Origin of the sequence: Saccharopolyspora hirsuta (genome assembly GCF_008630535.1) — a bacterium.
Taxonomy (GTDB): domain Bacteria; phylum Actinomycetota; class Actinomycetes; order Mycobacteriales; family Pseudonocardiaceae; genus Saccharopolyspora; species Saccharopolyspora hirsuta.
In genome coordinates this window covers 391778-408254 of sequence record NZ_VWPH01000003.1, presented here as the reverse complement: position 1 = coordinate 408254, position 16477 = coordinate 391778, and the positions used below count along the sequence as shown (strand labels likewise).

16 protein-coding genes are annotated in these 16477 nt (G+C 71.1%); 11 read left to right on the top strand and 5 right to left on the bottom strand.

What is annotated here, in order from left to right; translation table 11 throughout:
* Positions 1-248: 248 nt before the first annotated feature.
* Positions 249-1445: a GGDEF domain-containing protein gene (locus F1721_RS08060; protein ID WP_150065916.1), complete on the bottom strand. Its 1197-nt coding sequence runs from the start codon at positions 1443-1445 to the stop codon at positions 249-251.
* A 169-nt stretch (positions 1446-1614) separates the two neighbouring features.
* On the opposite strand from F1721_RS08060, the gene macS reads away from it, so the two are divergent.
* The 6 genes from macS to F1721_RS08030 all read left to right on the top strand — a co-directional run bounded on the left by macS (position 1615) and on the right by F1721_RS08030 (position 6743).
* A complete protein-coding gene (gene macS, locus F1721_RS08055; protein WP_246154474.1) occupies positions 1615-2793 on the top strand; it encodes a MacS family sensor histidine kinase in 1179 nt (392 codons plus the stop codon).
* On the top strand, positions 2790-3449 hold the full coding sequence (locus F1721_RS08050) for a response regulator (RefSeq protein ID WP_150065914.1): 660 nt from the start codon (positions 2790-2792) through the stop codon (positions 3447-3449). The genes macS and F1721_RS08050 overlap by 4 nt, the downstream gene beginning before the upstream one ends.
* A gap of 297 nt (positions 3450-3746) precedes the next feature.
* On the top strand, positions 3747-3947 hold the full coding sequence (locus tag F1721_RS08045) for a hypothetical protein (protein ID WP_150065913.1): 201 nt from the start codon (positions 3747-3749) through the stop codon (positions 3945-3947).
* Between the two features lie 86 nt (positions 3948-4033).
* Entirely contained in the window at positions 4034-4231 is a 198-nt protein-coding gene (locus F1721_RS08040) for a hypothetical protein (protein ID WP_150065912.1), read from the top strand.
* Positions 4232-4358: 127 nt separating this feature from the next.
* Positions 4359-5723, top strand: a complete 1365-nt coding sequence (locus F1721_RS08035; protein ID WP_150065911.1) for a hypothetical protein — start codon at positions 4359-4361, stop codon at positions 5721-5723.
* A gap of 246 nt (positions 5724-5969) precedes the next feature.
* A complete protein-coding gene (locus F1721_RS08030; protein WP_170301395.1) occupies positions 5970-6743 on the top strand; it encodes an AfsR/SARP family transcriptional regulator in 774 nt (257 codons plus the stop codon).
* A gap of 409 nt (positions 6744-7152) precedes the next feature.
* On the opposite strand, the gene F1721_RS08025 is transcribed toward F1721_RS08030, so the two are convergent.
* Positions 7153-8790: a putative PEP-binding protein gene (locus F1721_RS08025; RefSeq protein WP_150065909.1), complete on the bottom strand. Its 1638-nt coding sequence runs from the start codon at positions 8788-8790 to the stop codon at positions 7153-7155.
* A gap of 272 nt (positions 8791-9062) precedes the next feature.
* On the opposite strand from F1721_RS08025, the gene F1721_RS08020 reads away from it, so the two are divergent.
* Entirely contained in the window at positions 9063-9317 is a 255-nt protein-coding gene (locus F1721_RS08020) for a hypothetical protein (RefSeq protein WP_150065908.1), read from the top strand.
* 279 nt (positions 9318-9596) lie between these two features.
* Here the strand turns inward: F1721_RS08020 and F1721_RS08015 are convergent, their stop codons facing one another.
* Positions 9597-9926: a glutaredoxin family protein gene (locus F1721_RS08015; protein WP_150065907.1), complete on the bottom strand. Its 330-nt coding sequence runs from the start codon at positions 9924-9926 to the stop codon at positions 9597-9599.
* 193 nt (positions 9927-10119) lie between these two features.
* Between F1721_RS08015 and F1721_RS08010 the strand changes: the two genes are divergently transcribed.
* The 3 genes from F1721_RS08010 (at position 10120) to F1721_RS08000 (ending at position 11947) form a co-directional block, all read left to right on the top strand.
* Complete coding sequence (locus tag F1721_RS08010) at positions 10120-10824, top strand: TetR/AcrR family transcriptional regulator (protein ID WP_150065906.1); 705 nt, start codon at positions 10120-10122, stop codon at positions 10822-10824.
* 168 nt (positions 10825-10992) lie between these two features.
* On the top strand, positions 10993-11748 hold the full coding sequence (locus F1721_RS08005; RefSeq protein WP_150065905.1) for a helix-turn-helix domain-containing protein: 756 nt from the start codon (positions 10993-10995) through the stop codon (positions 11746-11748).
* A gap of 4 nt (positions 11749-11752) precedes the next feature.
* On the top strand, positions 11753-11947 hold the full coding sequence (locus F1721_RS08000) for a DUF397 domain-containing protein (protein WP_387510495.1): 195 nt from the start codon (positions 11753-11755) through the stop codon (positions 11945-11947).
* Positions 11948-12118: 171 nt separating this feature from the next.
* Here F1721_RS08000 and F1721_RS07995 read toward each other — a convergent pair whose 3' ends face one another.
* Positions 12119-13045 carry a hypothetical protein gene (locus F1721_RS07995; protein WP_246154471.1) on the bottom strand — a complete coding sequence of 309 codons (927 nt, stop codon included), beginning with the start codon at positions 13043-13045 and terminating at the stop codon, positions 12119-12121.
* A gap of 283 nt (positions 13046-13328) precedes the next feature.
* Positions 13329-15251 carry an acyl-CoA dehydrogenase family protein gene (locus tag F1721_RS07990; RefSeq protein WP_150065903.1) on the bottom strand — a complete coding sequence of 641 codons (1923 nt, stop codon included), beginning with the start codon at positions 15249-15251 and terminating at the stop codon, positions 13329-13331.
* A gap of 145 nt (positions 15252-15396) precedes the next feature.
* On the opposite strand from F1721_RS07990, the gene F1721_RS07985 reads away from it, so the two are divergent.
* On the top strand, positions 15397-16449 hold the full coding sequence (locus tag F1721_RS07985) for a MerR family transcriptional regulator (RefSeq protein WP_150065902.1): 1053 nt from the start codon (positions 15397-15399) through the stop codon (positions 16447-16449).
* Positions 16450-16477 lie beyond the last annotated feature (28 nt).

Here is a 16477-nt window from a genome sequence, read left to right as displayed (position 1 = left end):
AAGGGAGATCGGCACCGATCGCAAGGTGTCGCATGCGCCGCAGGCGCATAACCCACCCTCGCAACTCGCACCGCCGCGGGTTCACGGTGCCCACCCCTCCGGGGTTCCTTCCGGCGAGGACGGCCCTGACGCCGTGTATCGGGTCATACATCAGTCAGGGCACCCGGAGTCCAGGCGGGCGCTGAGGTTCCGCCACCGGCACCGCTGCGCAGAACGAGGCTGGAACCTCGTTGAAACTGCGGTCCGGCTCAGGCCAGGGTGACGGCGTTGCGGCCTGCCGACTTGGCCGCGAGGAGGGCCGCGTCGGCCGCGATCAGCAGGTCGGTGAGCTGGTAGCCGAAGCGGGTCGTGGTGGCCACGCCGATGCTCACCGTCAGGTCGTCGATCTCGCGCAGCTCCCCGCCGGTGTCCCGGGCGGGCACCGACAGGGCCGCCGTCGAGCGCCGGATCCGGTCGGCCACCGCGCAGGCCAGGTCCGCGCCGGTGGCCGGGAGCAGCACCACGAACTCCTCGCCGCCGAACCGGCCGACCACGTCCTCCCGCCGCACGCTGCTGCGCAGCATCATCGCGACCGCGGCCAGCACGGTGTCCCCGGCCAGGTGGCCGATCTCGTCGTTGACCCGCTTGAAGTGGTCCAGGTCGAGCACCAGCAGCGAGACCGCCTGGCCGCGGGTCTGCGCCCGGGTCAGCTCGGTGCGCGCCAGCCGCTCCCAGTGGGCCACGTTGGCCAGCCCGGTCTTGGGGTCGTGCTGCGCCGAGCGCCGCCACTGCGGCAGCTGCCCGGCCAGGTCCAGCAGCACCATCGGCGGACCGGCGAGCAGCGCGCTGGTCGGCTCGTAGCTCATCGCCACCGCCAGCAGCCCGCCGAGGCTCGCCGCGACGATGCCCAGCAGCACGTCGATCGGTTCGCCGAGCACGTGCTGCCGCGGCGCCTCCGGGTTGCGCAGGCGGATGCCGATGGCGACCAGGAACGCGCGCACCAGCAGCAGGACGGCCCCGGCCAGCACGAACTGCACCGCGCCCCACGAGGGTTCCGCCCAGCCGATGGCGAACCGCGCGGACAGCGTCGCGATCGTGGTCGCCGCCGTGGTGAACAGCCAGCGGTGCAGCTCCGGGCGGCCGTCGAGCACCCCGTGCAGGGTCGGCCCGAGCAGCAGGAGCACCAGCAGGTTGGGCGGCAGGACGAGGATCCCGGTGGCCAGGTAGGCGATGTGCAGCGTCCACGGGTTGCGCCGGATCTGGCGCTTGACGTTGATCGACACCGAGGTGACCACGATGACCGTGCCCGAGGTGGCGGCCAGCATCACGAAGCTCAGCAGGTCCTGCGGCCGCGGGTCGCGGCTGGTGGCGACCACCAGCGCGATCAGGACCAGCGCGACCGCCTGGACGCACAGCACGTGGGCGATCGCCGCGGGCCGGAGTCGCCACAGCAGCCAGCCGCCCATTCGATCACCTCCCGTGCGCAGCCTTGCACAGCGCGTGGTCACCGCGGTGCCCGCCACCCGGACTCTTCGGGTAGACGTCCGTGGTGATCACAAACACGCAGGGTGGTCGATCCGGCGGTCTCCGCGAACCGCGCGGTACGGCAGGATGGTCCGCTGGGAAGGAGCGAACTTGACCAGTCCGCCGTCGAACGAACCGCGGGTGACCGACGGGCGCTCGCCGCTCTGGCGCGGGCACAACGTCTTCCGCGTCGTGATGTTCCTGTACGCGTGCGCGTGGGTCGGCGTCCAGTACCACGAGTACGAGCGGTCCTGGCTCGCCGTCGTGGTCATCGTGCTGATGGGCCTGTGGACCGCGTTCACCGTCTGGCGCTACTCGAAGCCGACGGGCCGCACCAACCTGCTCGTCGCGCTGGACCAGGTCGTGGTGACCGCGCTGTTCATGAGCAACGAGTTCATCCTCACCGAGGAGCAGATGGCGGCCAGCGACCCGACGGTGGTCACCGCCTGGCACCCGACGATGATCACCGCGGCCGCCGCGCAGTGGGGCATGCCCGGCGGGCTGGCCACCGGGATCTTCGCGGCGGGCTGTAACTTCCTGCTCCGCTGGAAGACCAGCCCGGACATGGCGCTGGACACGGTGCTGCTGATCGGCGTCGGCGCGGTGATCGGCATCGCCGCCAACAGCGCCCGCAGCACCACCGCGCGCCTGGCCCGCGCGCTGCGCGCGGAGGCCGCGACCGCGGAGCGCGAGCGGCTGGCCCGCGACATCCACGACAGCGTGCTGCAGGTGCTGGCGCGGGTGCGCCGCCGCGGCGCGGAGCTGGGCGGCGAGGCCGCCGAGCTGGCGAAGCTGGCCGGGGAGCAGGAGATCGCGCTGCGCGCGCTGGTCGCCACCACCCCGCAGGAACCCACCGAGAACGGCGAGACGGACCTGGCCGCGCGGCTCCAGGTGCTGCGCACCGGGCGGATCCACGTGTCGGTCCCGGGCAACCCGGTGCTCCTGGAGGAACCGCTGAGCTCGGAGCTGTTCGCCGTGGTCCGCGAGTCGCTGGCCAACGTCGACAAGCACGCCGGTCCGGACGCCCAGGCCTGGGTGCTGCTGGAGGAGCTGCCGGACGAGGTCGTGCTCAGCGTCCGCGACGACGGGCCGGGCATCCCCGAAGGTCGGCTCGACGAGGCGGCCGCCGAGGGGCGGCTCGGGGTGGCCAAGTCGATCCGCGGCCGCGTGGCCGGTCTAGGTGGCACGATCACCCTGGACACCGAGCCCGGCGAGGGGACCGAGTGGGAGATCCGGGTTCCCCTGCCCGTTGCGAAACCGGCCAAGCGCCGCAGAGGAGGAGAGCGATGAGCGAGCCGCCCGTGTCCGTGATGGTCGTCGACGACCACCCGATGTGGCGCGACGGGGTTGCCCGCGACCTGACCGAGCGCGGCTTCGAGGTGCTGGCCACCGCCAGCGACGCCGCGTCCGCGCTGCGCATCGCGCGGACGGTCAAGCCCGACGTGGTGCTGATGGACCTCAACCTGGGCGACACCTCCGGGGTGACGGCGACGCTGCAGATCACCCAGGAGATCCCCGGCACCCGCGTGCTGGTGCTCTCGGCCAGCGGTGAGCACAGCGACGTGCTGGAGGCGGTCAAGGCGGGCGCGTCCGGGTACCTGGTCAAGTCGGCCTCGGCCGAGGAGCTGGTGGACGCGGTGCAACGCACGGCGGCCGGGGACGCCGTGTTCACCGCCGGGTTGGCCGGGCTGGTGCTCGGGGAGTACCGGCGGATGGCGATCACCCCGGACTCGGAGACGCAGGCCCCGCAGCTGACCGACCGGGAGACCGAGGTGCTGCGGCTGGTCGCGAAGGGCATGACGGCCCGGCAGATCGCGAAGAAGCTGGTCATCTCGCACCGGACGGTGGAGAACCACGTGCAGTCCACGCTGCGCAAGCTGCAGCTGCACAACCGGGTCGAGCTGGCGCGCTACGCCATCGAGCACGGCCTCGACCAGGAGGCCTGAGCGCGTTTCCGCTGTTCAGGAGCCCCGCAGCCGGTCGTCGGCGTGCGGGGCTTTTCGTTGGGTGAGGGGTAGTCCGTGCAGGATTTTCCGGATTCACCCGATCCATCTAGGAAAGCTCTTGTCGAGCACGGGTTTCCCCTGGTCGGGCGCGGTACACGCAGTGTCATCGCCGGATCGGGCGGCGGGACGGCGACACCGCGTGACGCGCTGGTGACGGCCTGGTGACGGGCCTCTGGCGTACTCGTCCCCAGCGGCTGAGCCGCAGTCGAAATTCCGTCGAACGAACAGGAGCAAGCCATGTTCGAGACCCACGAGTTCGCTGAACTGCTGCCCGAGCGCAAGGCCCTCGGCGGCTGCTGGTGGGACAACCTGGGCGACATCGACCAGGACCTGACCGTTGACCAGAACGTCGACGTGGACGTCGACAACAACTCCTTCGCCGGTGACGTCAACGTGACGGCGTTCAACAACGCCAACGTGGACCAGAGCGCCCACTGACTTGCCAGTAGCTGATGAGTTCCCGGCCGCTCACTGCTGCTGCGCGCGGTGAGCGGCCTGGGTCCACGTCCACGGAGGAGAAGGACATGCACGAACTCGAGCTGTCGAGCCAGTCGGTGGAGCTCCTGCCCGCGCGCGAGGCGCTCAGCGGCGGCGGCAACTTCGGTGTCGGCGACATCGCCATCGTCAACCAGTTCAACATCATCGTCGCGGTCAACTTCGGCGGTGACATCGCACAGGACATCGAGGCCAGCAACGTGGCCGACATCGACTTCAACCACTGACGAGCCGCCAGGCCGGGAGCGGAGCGACCCGTTCCCGGCCGGCTGCTCGCCCTGAACCGCACGCCGGTGCGCGCGCTGACCGCCCGCGCGCCGGGAGCCCGCCCCCGGGCGGGCTCAGGAGGGTGTCATGTCAGAAGTTTCCGACGTCGAGGCCGTGGACTCGACGGATGAGAGCGCGGTCCCCCGGCTCGTCGACGGCGTGGCGCTGCTGGGCGAGTACGAGGGCGGCGGGTACGAGGAGCCGCGCTACCTGGTGTCGCGGGCCGACGGGCAGATGGTGCTGGTCTCCCCGCTGCTGCACGAGGTGGCGAGCCGGTTCGACGGGGAGCGGAACCTCCGCGAGGTCGCCGACCGGGTGAACCAGGACCTGGGCGCGGAGCTCACCGCGGCGGACGTGGCGTTCCTCGTCGACGAGAAGCTGTACCCGATGGGCATCGCCACCACGTCCGAGCCGCTGCCGGACCCGCCCCGCTCGGACCCGCTGCTGTCGCTGGTGTTCAACACCCAGCTGCTGCCGCCCCGGGTGGTCCGCGTCATGGCGGCGATCTTCGCGCCGTTCTACCGGCCGGTCGTGATCGCGCTGATGCTGGCCATGTTCGTCGGCGTCGACGTGTGGCTGGTGATGTCCGGCGGCATCGACGCCGCGTTCCACCGGTCGGTCGGCGACCCGGTCCTGATGCTGACGCTGATGGCGCTGTGGGTCGTCGCGACCCTGTTCCACGAGTTCGGCCACGCCGCCGGGTGCCACTACGGCGGTGCGAGACCGGGCGGGATCGGCGTGGGCATCCTGATCCTCTACCCGGCCTTCTACACCAACGTCACCGACGCCTACCGGCTCGACCGGCGCGGGCGGCTGCGCACCGACCTGGGCGGGATCTACTTCAACGCGATCTTCATCGTGGCCGTGTTCGGGCTCTACCAGCTGACCGGGATCCCGGCGCTGGTGGTGTTCATGGTGCTCAACCACCTGCAGATCCTCCAGCAGCTGCTGCCGCTGCTGCGGCTGGACGGCTACCTGATCCTCGGCGACCTGGTCGGGGTGCCGAACCTGTTCGCGTTCGTGGGCCCGGTGTGGCGCCGGATGCGCGGGAAGCCGGTGGACGACAGCGCGGCGATGCACCGGGCGCTGCGGCCCCGGGTGCAGATCCTGGTCACGGCCTGGGTGCTGATCGTGGTCCCGCTGCTGCTCATCGGGTTGACGCTGCTGCTGATCCGGCTGCCGTTCTACCTGGCGACCGGGACGACCAAGGCCGTCCAGTACGGGGAGGTCGCGCTGAGCGCGGGCGGCCAGGGGCACGTCGGGATCCTGCTGCTGGCGATCCTGTCGATGCTGATCCTGCTGGTGCCGTGGGTCGGCGGCACCGCGTTCGCGATCCGGACGGGTCGGCGGATCACCCGGGCGGTGCGCAGGTCGCGGGCCCGGCGGCGGACCCGCCCGGCGGCCCGGCACCGCAAGCACTCCGGACGGTGGCGCCCGCCGAAGGCGGCGTGAGTCCGGTTCCGAAAAAAGGGGGGAGGGCGAGCTCCGGTACCGCGCGAGCGGGACCGGGGTTCGCCTTTTCGCGTGGTCCGGAGCAGTCAGCGGCCAGCGGAAACAGGGTCGGAAGTCACGTTGGGTAGCGCCGTAACAGCCGACCGGAACCACCCGATGGGAGCGGGTGTGGGCTCCCCGGTCCCGGTGCGCGAAGCCGGTGATCGGGCGGGGAGGGCCCGCTTCAGTCCGGTCGAGGGGGGAACGATGAGCGGTGGCACGGTGCAGCCGGTGGAACGGCGACGGACGCGCACGCCAGCGCAGCCCGATCAGCCGTTCCGGCTGACGCTGCTGGGTGGCTGGGAGTTGCAGGCGGGCGGCGAGGCGGTGGCGATGTCCAGCAGCGGACAGCGCCTGCTGGCCCTGCTCGCGCTGCGCGGGCGCACCCAGCGGGACTACGCCGCGGGCATCCTGTGGCCGGAGAGCGACGACCAGAGCGCGCTGGCCAACCTGCGGACCACGCTGTGGCGGGTGCGCCAGCGGGCCCGGGGCGCGGTGATCAGCACGCAGCACGAGATCGAGCTGGCACCGCTGGTCTCGCTGGACATCGACGGCCTGGTGGCCGCGGGCCGCTACCTGCTGGAGGACGGCTCGGGCGATTCACCGGCCGACTGCGCGGAGATCGGGCGCGCCCTGGCGGGCCACGAGCCGCTGCTGCCCGGCTGGTACGACGACTGGGTGCTCACCGAGCGGGAGCGCCTGCAGCAGCTCCAGGTGCACGCGCTGGAGGTCGCGGCCGAGCGGCTGGTGCAGTCCCGGCACCTGGCCAGCGCCCTGGAGATCGCGCAGGCGGCGACCCAGGTGGAGCCGTTCCGCGAGACGGCGCACTGCGCGGTGGTGAAGGTCCTGCTGCAGCAGGCCAACCCGGCGCAAGCGGTCCGCCACTACCGCCGCTACGAGAGCCTGCTGGACCGGGAGCTGGGCATCCGCCCCTCGGACCACCTACGCGACCTGGTCCGCCCGGTCCTCAGCACCACCTGACGGCACGCGATTTCAATGAGGTTTTTCCAACCTCGTTCTGAGTGGCGGTGCCGGTGGCGGAACCTCAGCGCCCGCCTGGCTGTGGGTGCCCAGCCTTATGTATGTCCAATACACGGCGTCAGGGCCGTCCTCGCCAGGCGAACGCTGAGAACCCGCGGCGGTGCGAGTTGCGAGGGTGGGTTATGCGCCTGGCGGCGCATGCGACACCTGACGGCCGGTGCCGGTCGCCCTCCGCAGCTGCGGTCCACGGCCAAGATGAACAAGTTCAATGGAAATCGAATACCTGATCTCCATTGAAATCGCGGCGGGTTCTCCACAGCCGTGGCGTGTCGGGGTGCGACACGCCGACCGTGCCCGATTTCAATGGAAATCGGAGGTCCGATTTCCATTGAAATCGCGGGCACCGGAGTCAGGTGGCGAGGACGGACCTGACCGCCTCGCGGGCCTGAGCCGGGGTGGCCGCGGCGAGGGCTGCTTCGGCGGCTTTGCGGAAGGTCGGCATGGGGTGCTTGGCGAGGGCTGCGCCGACCGCCGGGACCGCCGCCCCGGCCATCGACAGGCTGGTCGCGCCGAGTCCGGCCAGCACGCCCGCCAGCAGCGGGTCGGACGCCGCTTCGCCGCACACGCCGACCGGTTTGCCCAGCTCGCGCCCGGCCTCGCCGACCTTCGCGATCAGCCGCAGCAGCGCGGGCTGCCACGGGTCGTTGAGCTCTGCGAGCGCCCCGGCCATCCGGTCCGCGGCGAACACGTACTGGGCCAGGTCGTTGGTGCCGATGCTGACGAAGTCGACGGCGGACAGGATCTCCGGGGCGCTCAGCGCGGCGGCCGGGACCTCGATCATCACCCCGGCGCGGGGCAGGCCCGCCGCGCGGACCCGGTCGGCGAACCAGGCGGCTTCCGCCGCGGTGGCGACCATCGGCGCCATCACCGAGACCTCGGCGCCGGAGTCGGCGGCCGCCCCGGCGATCGCGGCCAGCTGCCGGTCCAGCACGTCCGGCCGGTCGAAGGCGACCCGCAGACCGCGCACGCCGAGCGCCGGGTTCGGCTCCACGCCCATGTCCAGGAACGCCAGCGGCTTGTCCGCCCCGGCGTCGAGGGTGCGCACGATGACCGGCTTGCCCGCGAACGGCGCGAGCACCTCGCGGTAGGCCGAGCGCTGGGTCTCGACGGACGGTTCGTCGTCGGCCGCGAGGTAGCAGAACTCGGTGCGGAACAGCCCGACGCCCTGCGCCCCGGCCGCTGCCGCCGCGGTCGCGTCGGCGCTCGACCCGACGTTGGCGACGACCTTGACCGGCTCGCCGTCCGCGGTGGCGCCGACGCCGTCCCACTCGGCGGCTTCGGCCCGCTCCGCGGCCTGCACCGGCACGTCCTGGTCGCTGAGCTCGACCTCGCCGCTGTCGCCGTCGACGACAGCTCCTACGGCGGGCGCGTCGAGCACGCCGCGGACCGCGACCACGGCCGGGATGCCCAGCGCCCGCGCCAGGATCGCGGTGTGGCTGGTCGGACCGCCTTCCTCGGTGACCAGCGCGAGCACCAGCCCGGGGTCGAGGTCCGCGGTGTCGGCGGGGGCGAGGTCGCGGGCCAGCAGCACGCTCGGCCGCTCCAGCTCGGGGACCCCGGGCGGGGTCACGCCGTGCAGCGAGGCGATGATCCGGTCCCGCACGTCCTGCACGTCGCGGACTCGTTCGGCCATGTAGCCGCCGGCCGCGCGCAGCGCTTCGGCGAACCCGTTGGCCGCTTCGAAGACCGCGCGCGGCGCGGGCAGCGAGCGGGTGGTGACCTGCTGCTCGGCCTGCGATATCAGCGCCGGGTCCATGGCCATCGCGGCGGTGGTCTCGAGGACGGCCTTGGCGTCGCCCTCGACGCGGGCGGCGCGCTGGAACAGCTGCTCGGCCACGGCGTCGGCGGCGGGTCGGATGCGCGCGGCCTCGGCGGTCGGGTCGGTCGGCGCGGGGGTGGCGGGCGGTTCGGGCAGTGGATCGGCGACCCGGGCGACCGGTCCCGAGGCGCGGCCGGAGCTGACTCCGACACCAGTCAAACGCGACATGGTCTAGACCATACCTTTCCGAGGCCTTCTGCATAAGCCGCTCCGACGCGAGGCGGGGACCCCCACCCGACACGGCGCGTCAGATCGACCTCTGCGGCGATCGTAGGCACCGATACACCGTTCGGCGCGACGCGAGACCGGGCGCACCCACGCGCGGTGAGCTCAGTGGTTCTTACGTCACCCGAACGTCGCAGCACATTGATTACCGATGAGTAACAACTGAGTAGAGGTACGGATCCCGGCAATACCCCCGGAACACCAGGCTGTGGGGCATGGCAATGAGCACTCAGATCACCGAAGTGGCCCCGACCACCGACTGGTTCGCCGACCCGCTGGCCGCGCTCCTCAGCTTCTTCTCGGCCCAGCTCCCGGACGGCACCGAGACCCCCGACACCGCCGACCGCATGCTCCCGCCGCCGACGGACGAGTGGCGCGACTGGGCACCTCCCGCCGCGGGGGAGACCGTCGACACCAGCCAGGCCGCCCCGGAGCGCACCCCGGTCGCCTCGACCGGGACGGCGGACTGACCGACGCACGATGCCCGCGAAACAACGCCGATCAGAACCCGAACGGCCCGTTCCCCTCCGCCGAGGAGAACGGGCCGTTCGTCGTTCCGGCGGGCCACTGTGGAGCTTCTGGGGGTCCACCGTTCGAGCTAACTTGCCACCGGATGCGGATCTTTTCCGCATTGCCCGGCGTCAGACTGAACGGGTTGCTGCTCGCCGGTATCGCGCCACCGACGATCGCAACCACCCGAGGGCCGACCGCAAAGCCCCCCGTGCGGTCGGCCCCCGGTGCGTTCCGGGTCAGTTCTCCTTGCGCAGGCCCATCGCCTTCAGCGCCCCGTCGACCAGACCGGGCTTCTGCTCGGGCAGCAGGTGCGGGGCGTGCTCGCCGACCGCGTCCAGCACGCTGCCCGCCGAGGGGTTCACCGCCTGCCACTCGCCGACGACCACCGTCGGCACGGTCTCGTTGCCGTCGGCGATGCCGCGCACGGTCGCCGCAGCCTCGGCGTCCTCCCAGATGTTCACCTCGGTGAACTCCAGCCCCTGCCGGCGCAGCCCGGCGCGCAGCGAGGTGCAGAAGGGGCAGCCCGGGCGGGTGTAGACGACGACTTCCTGCACTCCGGCGGTCATGGTGCCTCCAGGTCGGTTGCTTCGGGCTCGATCAGTCTGCCCACGCGCTGCAACGCGGCGGGCGCCGGGATCATTCGCGGCGCGCTCGCATCCGGTGCGAATGCGAAGGATGATCGACGCGGCGCACCCGATCCGCGCGCCGGATGGGACACAATCACTGCGGCCCCACCGGCGTCCACAGGAGGAGTGCCACATGACCGGGGTGACCCGGCGCGAGCGACTCCGCGCCGCCACCGAACTGGAGATCCGCCAGCACGCGCGGGCGCTGCTGGTCGAGCGCGGCAGCGACGCGGTCACCCTGCGGGCCATCGCGCGGGAGCTGGGCATCACCGCCCCGGCGCTGTACCGGTACTACGAGTCCCGCGAGGACCTGCTCCGCCAGCTGTGCGACGACATCTGCACCGACCTGGCGACCGAGCTGCACGCGGTGTCCGCCGGGGCGGGCGAGGAGTTCCTGGACAAGATCTTCGCGGTCTGCCGCGCGTTCCGCTGCTGGGCGCTGGCGCACCCGGAGGAGTTCGCGCTGGTCTTCGCCACCCCGCAGGCGGAGGCGGAGCAGCGGCGCCCGGACCAGTTCGGCGACGTCTTCCTCGGCATCGTCGGCCCGTTCCTGGCCGAGGGAGCGGTGCTGGCCGACCCGGCGGCGCTGCCGTTCGAGCTGCCGGACCTGACCGCCCACCAGGAGTCGCTGGCGGCGGCGTTCTCCACCGCGGGCGTCGAGCTGCCGCCGGAAGCCCTCCGCCCGGACGTGGTGCACTTCCTGCTGCGCTGGTGGGTCCGCCTGTACGGCCACGTGGCCCTGGAGGTCTTCGGCCGCTTCCCCTTCGACCTCAAGCACGCCGACCGCCTCTTCGAAGCGATGCTCCGAGAGCTCACCCACGAAACCGGCCTGGCCTGACGCGTCAGCACCAGACGCCGTGTTGCAGGACGTGGTGATCGAGGGTGACGTCGACCTTCGGGTGGAACTCCTCGACCAGGTCCTCGACGGCGAGCCGGTGCTTGCCCACGTAGGGCGGCGGCACGGCGGCGAGCTTCCGGCGCGTCCGTTCCTCCAGGTAGGCACGGCATCACGCAGAACTACATCAGCAACGTCGAACACGGACGACGAACGATCTCCGAAGACAAGCTGACACAGCTGATGGACGTGTACGGACTGCCCGACGAGGAACAGCGCGAGCTGATCGCGCTTCGCCGAACCTGCGAAGGGCGGGGCTGGTGGGCGCGCTACAGCGGCATCTACTCAGCAGAGCTGCTCCGGTTCTTCGGGTACGAGCACGGCGCTGAAGAGATCCGCACCTACGAGCACTCAATCGTCTCGGGCCTGCTCCAGACCGAAAGCTACGCCCGCGCGGTTCACCGCGGCGACGGGGCAAACCTGCGAATGTCCGAAGTGGAACGACGGGTGGCCGTGCGGATGCGCCGGAAAGACCGACTGCTCGGCGACGACCCACTCCGGGCAACGATCGTCATGAGCGAAGCTGCGCTGCATCAGCAAGTAGGCGGCACTGCGATCCTGGAAGAACAACTCCGGCACCTGCTTGATCTGATCGACAGGTGTCCGGATACCCTGGACCTCCGGGTCATCCCGTTCACCGCGGGCAGCTTCGGGGCCTTGGGAAGCTCGACGTTCCACGTTCTCACCTTCCCCAGTCCTCGCCTACCACGACTGGCCTGGCAGGAAACCGCTGTCTCCACGGACCTCATCGCCGACCAAGCGATGGTCGCTCAGTACAGCGCCACGTTCGACGAAGCAGGAACGTTCGCGCTGGATCGACATGCCACGGGCGAGCTGATCCGCGAGCGCTTGGGAAAGCTAACCTGAAACGGTGACGAGCTTAGAGGCCAGGCTGCAGGGCGAGCCGTGGTTCACCTCCAGCTACACGACGAACGCTCAGGCATGCGTCGAGGTCGCGATGGCACCGGAGGTCGTCGGGGTTCGGGATACCAAGGACCGCGACGGCGGAACGCTGCTGTTCCCGCGCCGCCGCTGGGCCGACTTCGTGAACTCGGTCAAGAAGTAGTCAGACCGAGGCAGGCGGAGCGGGAGGCCACCGCCTCACAGGTGCGGGTGGTGGTCGATGACTCGGGTGTGCTGGGCACGCAGCGGAAACGGGCCGTGCGTTGGCACAGCCCGTTTCCGCTGCTGGGGAAAGAGAACGGCGGCCCGTGGGGTGCTCGGGCCGCCGTTCCCGTCAGGGGTTCGTCACCGCCGAGACCTTGCCCTTGTGCAGGTTCTTGATGACGTTGAGGGCGTCGGGGTACTTGTACGAGCCCGACTCGAAGAGCAGGTAGGCCTCGTCGCCGTGCTGGGTGATGCCCTCGACCATGCTCGGCGCGCGGTAGCACTTGGTGGACGGGCGGTCGATGTCGGTCGCGCCCTTGTCCACCACGTAGAGGTTGCTGCGGTTGTCGCGGCCGTAGGACGTGCTGAACACGAAGTGGTCCTTGGTGACCATGAGGCCCTGCGTCTTCTTCGGCACCTCGTAGGTCTTCTGCTCGGTCAGCGAACCGTCGTCGCCGACCTGGTACGACTGCATCGTGCCGCGGCCGGTCTCGTTGAACTTGCCCGCGTAGACCGTGCCGCCGTCCGCGGCCAGGAACGACGCCGCGGGCACCTTGCGGGCCTCGCCGACCTGCTTGAGGTACGGGGTCCCGCCCTTCTTCATCGCGTCCCGCAGCTCGGAGAGCTTGTACTTGCGGATCGTGTGCTCGCTGCCGGAGTTGCGGCCCTGCACGAAGGCCCAGCCCTTGCTGACCGCGATGCCGCCGACGTGCGATTCGGCGATGGCGACCGTGCCGACGTGCTTGCCGCTCTTCGGGTCGATGCCGATGATCAGCGCGTCCTGGCCGGACTTCCCGTAGGAGGTGACCAGCAGGAGGTCGTTGCCCGCGCCGTCCCAGCCGTTCCACGCGGCGAGGCCCTGCGGGGTGGACTTGTCCAGCGCCGGCACCGCCGGTCCCTTGCCGAACGCCTTGTCGTAGACCTTCGACGCCGACGGACCGGGGTAGAACGGACCGTCACCGCTGGCCGCCGACTCGCACTCGATGCTCTTGTCGACGGCACCGTCCGCGGCGGCCGTGCTCGTCGCAGCGGCGCTCAGCAGGAGCGCACCGCTCACCGCGGTGATGGTGACCTTCCGGAGCAGGTGTTTCATCGTGCCTCGCAACCGTCTCGGCATCGCCTGGTCCCCGGTGAGACGCAGCCGAGCCGATTTGGTTCCCGGGAGAACCCACATTTCTCCGATCGGACGACCGGTGTGATCCGCAGTCTCAGCGGAAACCGCGGTTTCACGGTGCGCCGGGCGCCCGGGCACACCGGACTTTGTGGACAGATCACCTGGAGAACTTCCGCGATTTCAATGGAAATCAGAGGTCCGATTTCCATTGAAATCGCGGATCAGGTCAGCGCTGGGAGCGGTCGTGGGCTCGTTGGGCGTCCTGGCGGTCGGCTTCGGCGCCGGTGGCGATCGGGGCGGTGAGCCACTGGCGCGGGATGCCGAAGGCCGCGACCAGGTCCACCGCGTGCGGGCGGAGCTGGCGGCACAGCTCGTTGACCGCCTCGGTGATCGCCTTCGAGCGGCGCGGCGAGATCCGCTCGTGCTCGAGGAACCAGCCGCGGTCCTCCTCGATCGTGGACAGCACGTAGAGGTCGCACACCTTGTTCAGCAGCGCGGCGGTCTCCCGGTCGCGGCAGCGCTCGATCGCACCGACGAACGCCTCCAGCACCAGGCGGTCCACGTGCACCCGGCCCGCGCGCAGCACGTGGTCCTGCGCGTTGTTGAACACCTCGAAGGCGTTGCTGCGGTTGGCCTTCCGCAACCGGCGGCCGAGACCGTCCAGGACGTGGCGCTCGCGGTCGTCGAACATCTTGAGCTGCCAACCGCGGTCGAGGATGTCGTCCTTGCCCGAGCCGTCGATGATCCGCTGCACCAGCGAGCGGGCCGCGGTCCGCTCGACGACCGCGCCGACGAACTGGTCGGCGAGGAACTTGGCCATGCCGAGCGTGCCGAGGTCCTCGAACTGGTCCTTGTAGTTGGTCAGCAGGCCCTTGGCGACCAGCTGCAGCAGGACCGTGTTGTCGCCCTCGAAGGTGGTGAAGACGTCGGTGTCGGCCTTCAGCTGCGCCAGCTGGTTCTCCGCCAGGTAGCCCGCACCGCCGCACGCCTCGCGGCAGGTCTGGATGGTGCTGGTGGCGTGCCAGGTGGTGATGGCCTTCAGCCCGGCCGCGCGGGACTCCAGCTCGCGCTGCGCCCGCTCGTCACCGGGCACGTCGTGCAGGCTGGCGACCAGCTCCTCCTGCGCGAAGTGCAGGGCGAAGGTCTTGGCCAGCGCGGGCAGCAGCTTCCGCTGGTGCGCCAGGTAGTCCAGCACCACGACCTCGTCCTCGGTGCCGGGGCGCCCGAACTGGCGGCGCGCGTCGCCGTAGCGCAGCGCGATCTCCAGCGCCAGCTTGGTGGCGCTGCCCGCGGTGCCCGCCACCGAGACCCGGCCGCGGATCAGGGTGCCGAGCATGGTGAAGAACCGCTTGCCCTTGCTGGCGATCGGGCTGCTGTAGGTGCCGTCCGGGGCGACGTCGCCGTAGCGGTTGAGCAGCGCCTCGCGCGGCACCCGGACCTGGTCGAAGACGATCCGGCCGTTGTCCACGCCGTTGAGCCCGGCCTTGCGGCCGCAGTCGGTGATCTGCACGCCGGGCAGCGGGTTCCCGGCCCGGTCCCGGATCGGCACCAGCAGCGCGTGCACGCCGTGGCTCTCCCCGCCGGTGATCAGCTGCGCGAAGACGACCGCCATCCGGCCGTCGCGGGCGGCGTTGCCGATGTACTCCTTGCGCGCCGCCTCGTGCGGCGTGTGCACCACGAACTCCTGCGCCTCCGGGTCGTAGGTGGCGGTGGTGCGCAGGTTCTGGACGTCCGAGCCGTGGCCGGTCTCGGTCATCGCGAAGCAGCCCGGCAGCTCCAGGCTCATGATGTCCGGCAGGTAGCGCTCGTGGTGGCGCTCGGTGCCCAGCGCGACGACCGCCCCGCCGAACAGTCCCCACTGGACACCGGACTTGACCATCAGCGACAGGTTGCCGGGCAGCATCTCCAGGGACACCACCGAACCGCCGGTGTCACCGCTGCCGCCGTGCGCGGCCGGGAACCCGAGGGCGGGGATGCCGGTCTTGGCCAGCTGGCGCAGCTGCTCGAGGGTGTGCGCGCGGTGGCTCTCGGTGTCGAGGTCGTCGGCCGGTGCCAGGTCGACGTCGGCCAGCGCCTCCCGGACCTGGTCGCGGACGTGCTTCCAGCGCCCGTCCAGCAGCGTCGTGAGCTCGCCTGCGTCGAATCCCATCGCGGCCTCCACTCGTCGGTACCGACTGCTCCAAGCGTAGTTACCGACGAGTAACCCCGCCATGTGAGCTACCTCGCCGACGAGGTTTGACCTTCACCCCGGGGAAAGCTGCAGGGTCTGGGGCACCCGGCACGAGGAGGGAACCGTGGACGAACTGAGCATCGGCGAGTTCGCGCAGGCGTCGGGACTCACCCCCAAGGCGCTGCGGCTCTACGACGAACTCGCGCTCCTGCCACCCGCGCACGTCGACGCGCGCACGGGCTACCGGACCTACGTCCCGGCCCAGCTGGCGACGGCCCAGCTGGTCGCGCGGCTGCGCGCGCTCGGCATGCCGCTGGCCAGGATCCGGGTGGTCCTCGACCTCCCGCCGCTGGCCGCGGCCGCGGAGATCTCCTCGTACTGGCGCCAGATCGAGGCCGAGACCGCGGCCCGCGGCGAGCTGGCCGCCGCCCTCGTCGAGGAACTGTCCCGGAAGGACGCTGACATGGCCGAGATGCCGGAGTGGGAACTGCACTGCGCCGCCCGCGCAGACCGCGGACTGGTGCGGGAGACCAACGAGGACGCGGTGTTCGCGGGCACGCGGCTGTTCGCGGTCGCCGACGGGTTCGGCGAGCAGGGGTCGGCCGCGAGCACCGCCGCGCTCACCGCGCTCGAACCGCTCGACGCCGGAGAAGCCGGTGACCTGCTGCGCGTGCTGGGCGACGCGACGAAGGACGCGCAGCGAGCCGTCGACGAGTCGGCGCCGGACCACGGCGGCACCACCCTGACGGCCATGCTGTGGTCGGGGACGGGATTCGCCCTGGCGCACACCGGCGACTCGCGCGCGTACCTGCTGCGCGGCGGCGAGCTGACGCAGATCACCCACGACCAGACCTTCGTGCAGTCGCTGGTGGACGAAGGTCGGCTGGCCCCGGAGGAAGCCGCAACCCACCCGATGCGCGCCCAGCTGCTGCGCGCGCTGGTCCGCGGCGGCGCGGTGGAACCGGACCTGCATCTGCGCGAGGCGCACGTCGGCGACCGCTACCTGCTCTGCTCGGACGGCCTGCACGCGGTGCTGAGCGAGCAGGACCTGCACGACGTCCTCGACTCCGCGGCAGCGCCGCAGGAAGCGGTCGACCGCTTCGTCCGCCAGGTCCACGACGCCGGAGCCCCGGACAACGCCTCCTGCGTGGTCGTCGACGCCGTGGCGCGCGGCTGAGCGGGGGTCCCGGCACATGCAGAAGCCG

What these genes read in the sequence shown, in the direction of transcription:
- F1721_RS08060 (WP_150065916.1), bottom strand. Translation starts at nt 1,445, where the DNA reads ATGGGCGGCTGGCTGCTGTGGCGACTCCGGCCCGCGGCGATCGCCCAC.
- F1721_RS08050 (WP_150065914.1), top strand. Translation starts at nt 2,790, where the DNA reads ATGAGCGAGCCGCCCGTGTCCGTGATGGTCGTCGACGACCACCCGATG.
- F1721_RS08045 (WP_150065913.1), top strand. Translation starts at nt 3,747, where the DNA reads ATGTTCGAGACCCACGAGTTCGCTGAACTGCTGCCCGAGCGCAAGGCC.
- F1721_RS08040 (WP_150065912.1), top strand. Translation starts at nt 4,034, where the DNA reads ATGCACGAACTCGAGCTGTCGAGCCAGTCGGTGGAGCTCCTGCCCGCG.
- F1721_RS08035 (WP_150065911.1), top strand. Translation starts at nt 4,359, where the DNA reads ATGTCAGAAGTTTCCGACGTCGAGGCCGTGGACTCGACGGATGAGAGC.
- F1721_RS08030 (WP_170301395.1), top strand. Translation starts at nt 5,970, where the DNA reads ATGAGCGGTGGCACGGTGCAGCCGGTGGAACGGCGACGGACGCGCACG.
- F1721_RS08025 (WP_150065909.1), bottom strand. Translation starts at nt 8,790, where the DNA reads ATGTCGCGTTTGACTGGTGTCGGAGTCAGCTCCGGCCGCGCCTCGGGA.
- F1721_RS08020 (WP_150065908.1), top strand. Translation starts at nt 9,063, where the DNA reads ATGGCAATGAGCACTCAGATCACCGAAGTGGCCCCGACCACCGACTGG.
- F1721_RS08015 (WP_150065907.1), bottom strand. Translation starts at nt 9,926, where the DNA reads ATGACCGCCGGAGTGCAGGAAGTCGTCGTCTACACCCGCCCGGGCTGC.
- F1721_RS08010 (WP_150065906.1), top strand. Translation starts at nt 10,120, where the DNA reads ATGACCGGGGTGACCCGGCGCGAGCGACTCCGCGCCGCCACCGAACTG.
- F1721_RS07990 (WP_150065903.1), bottom strand. Translation starts at nt 15,251, where the DNA reads ATGGGATTCGACGCAGGCGAGCTCACGACGCTGCTGGACGGGCGCTGG.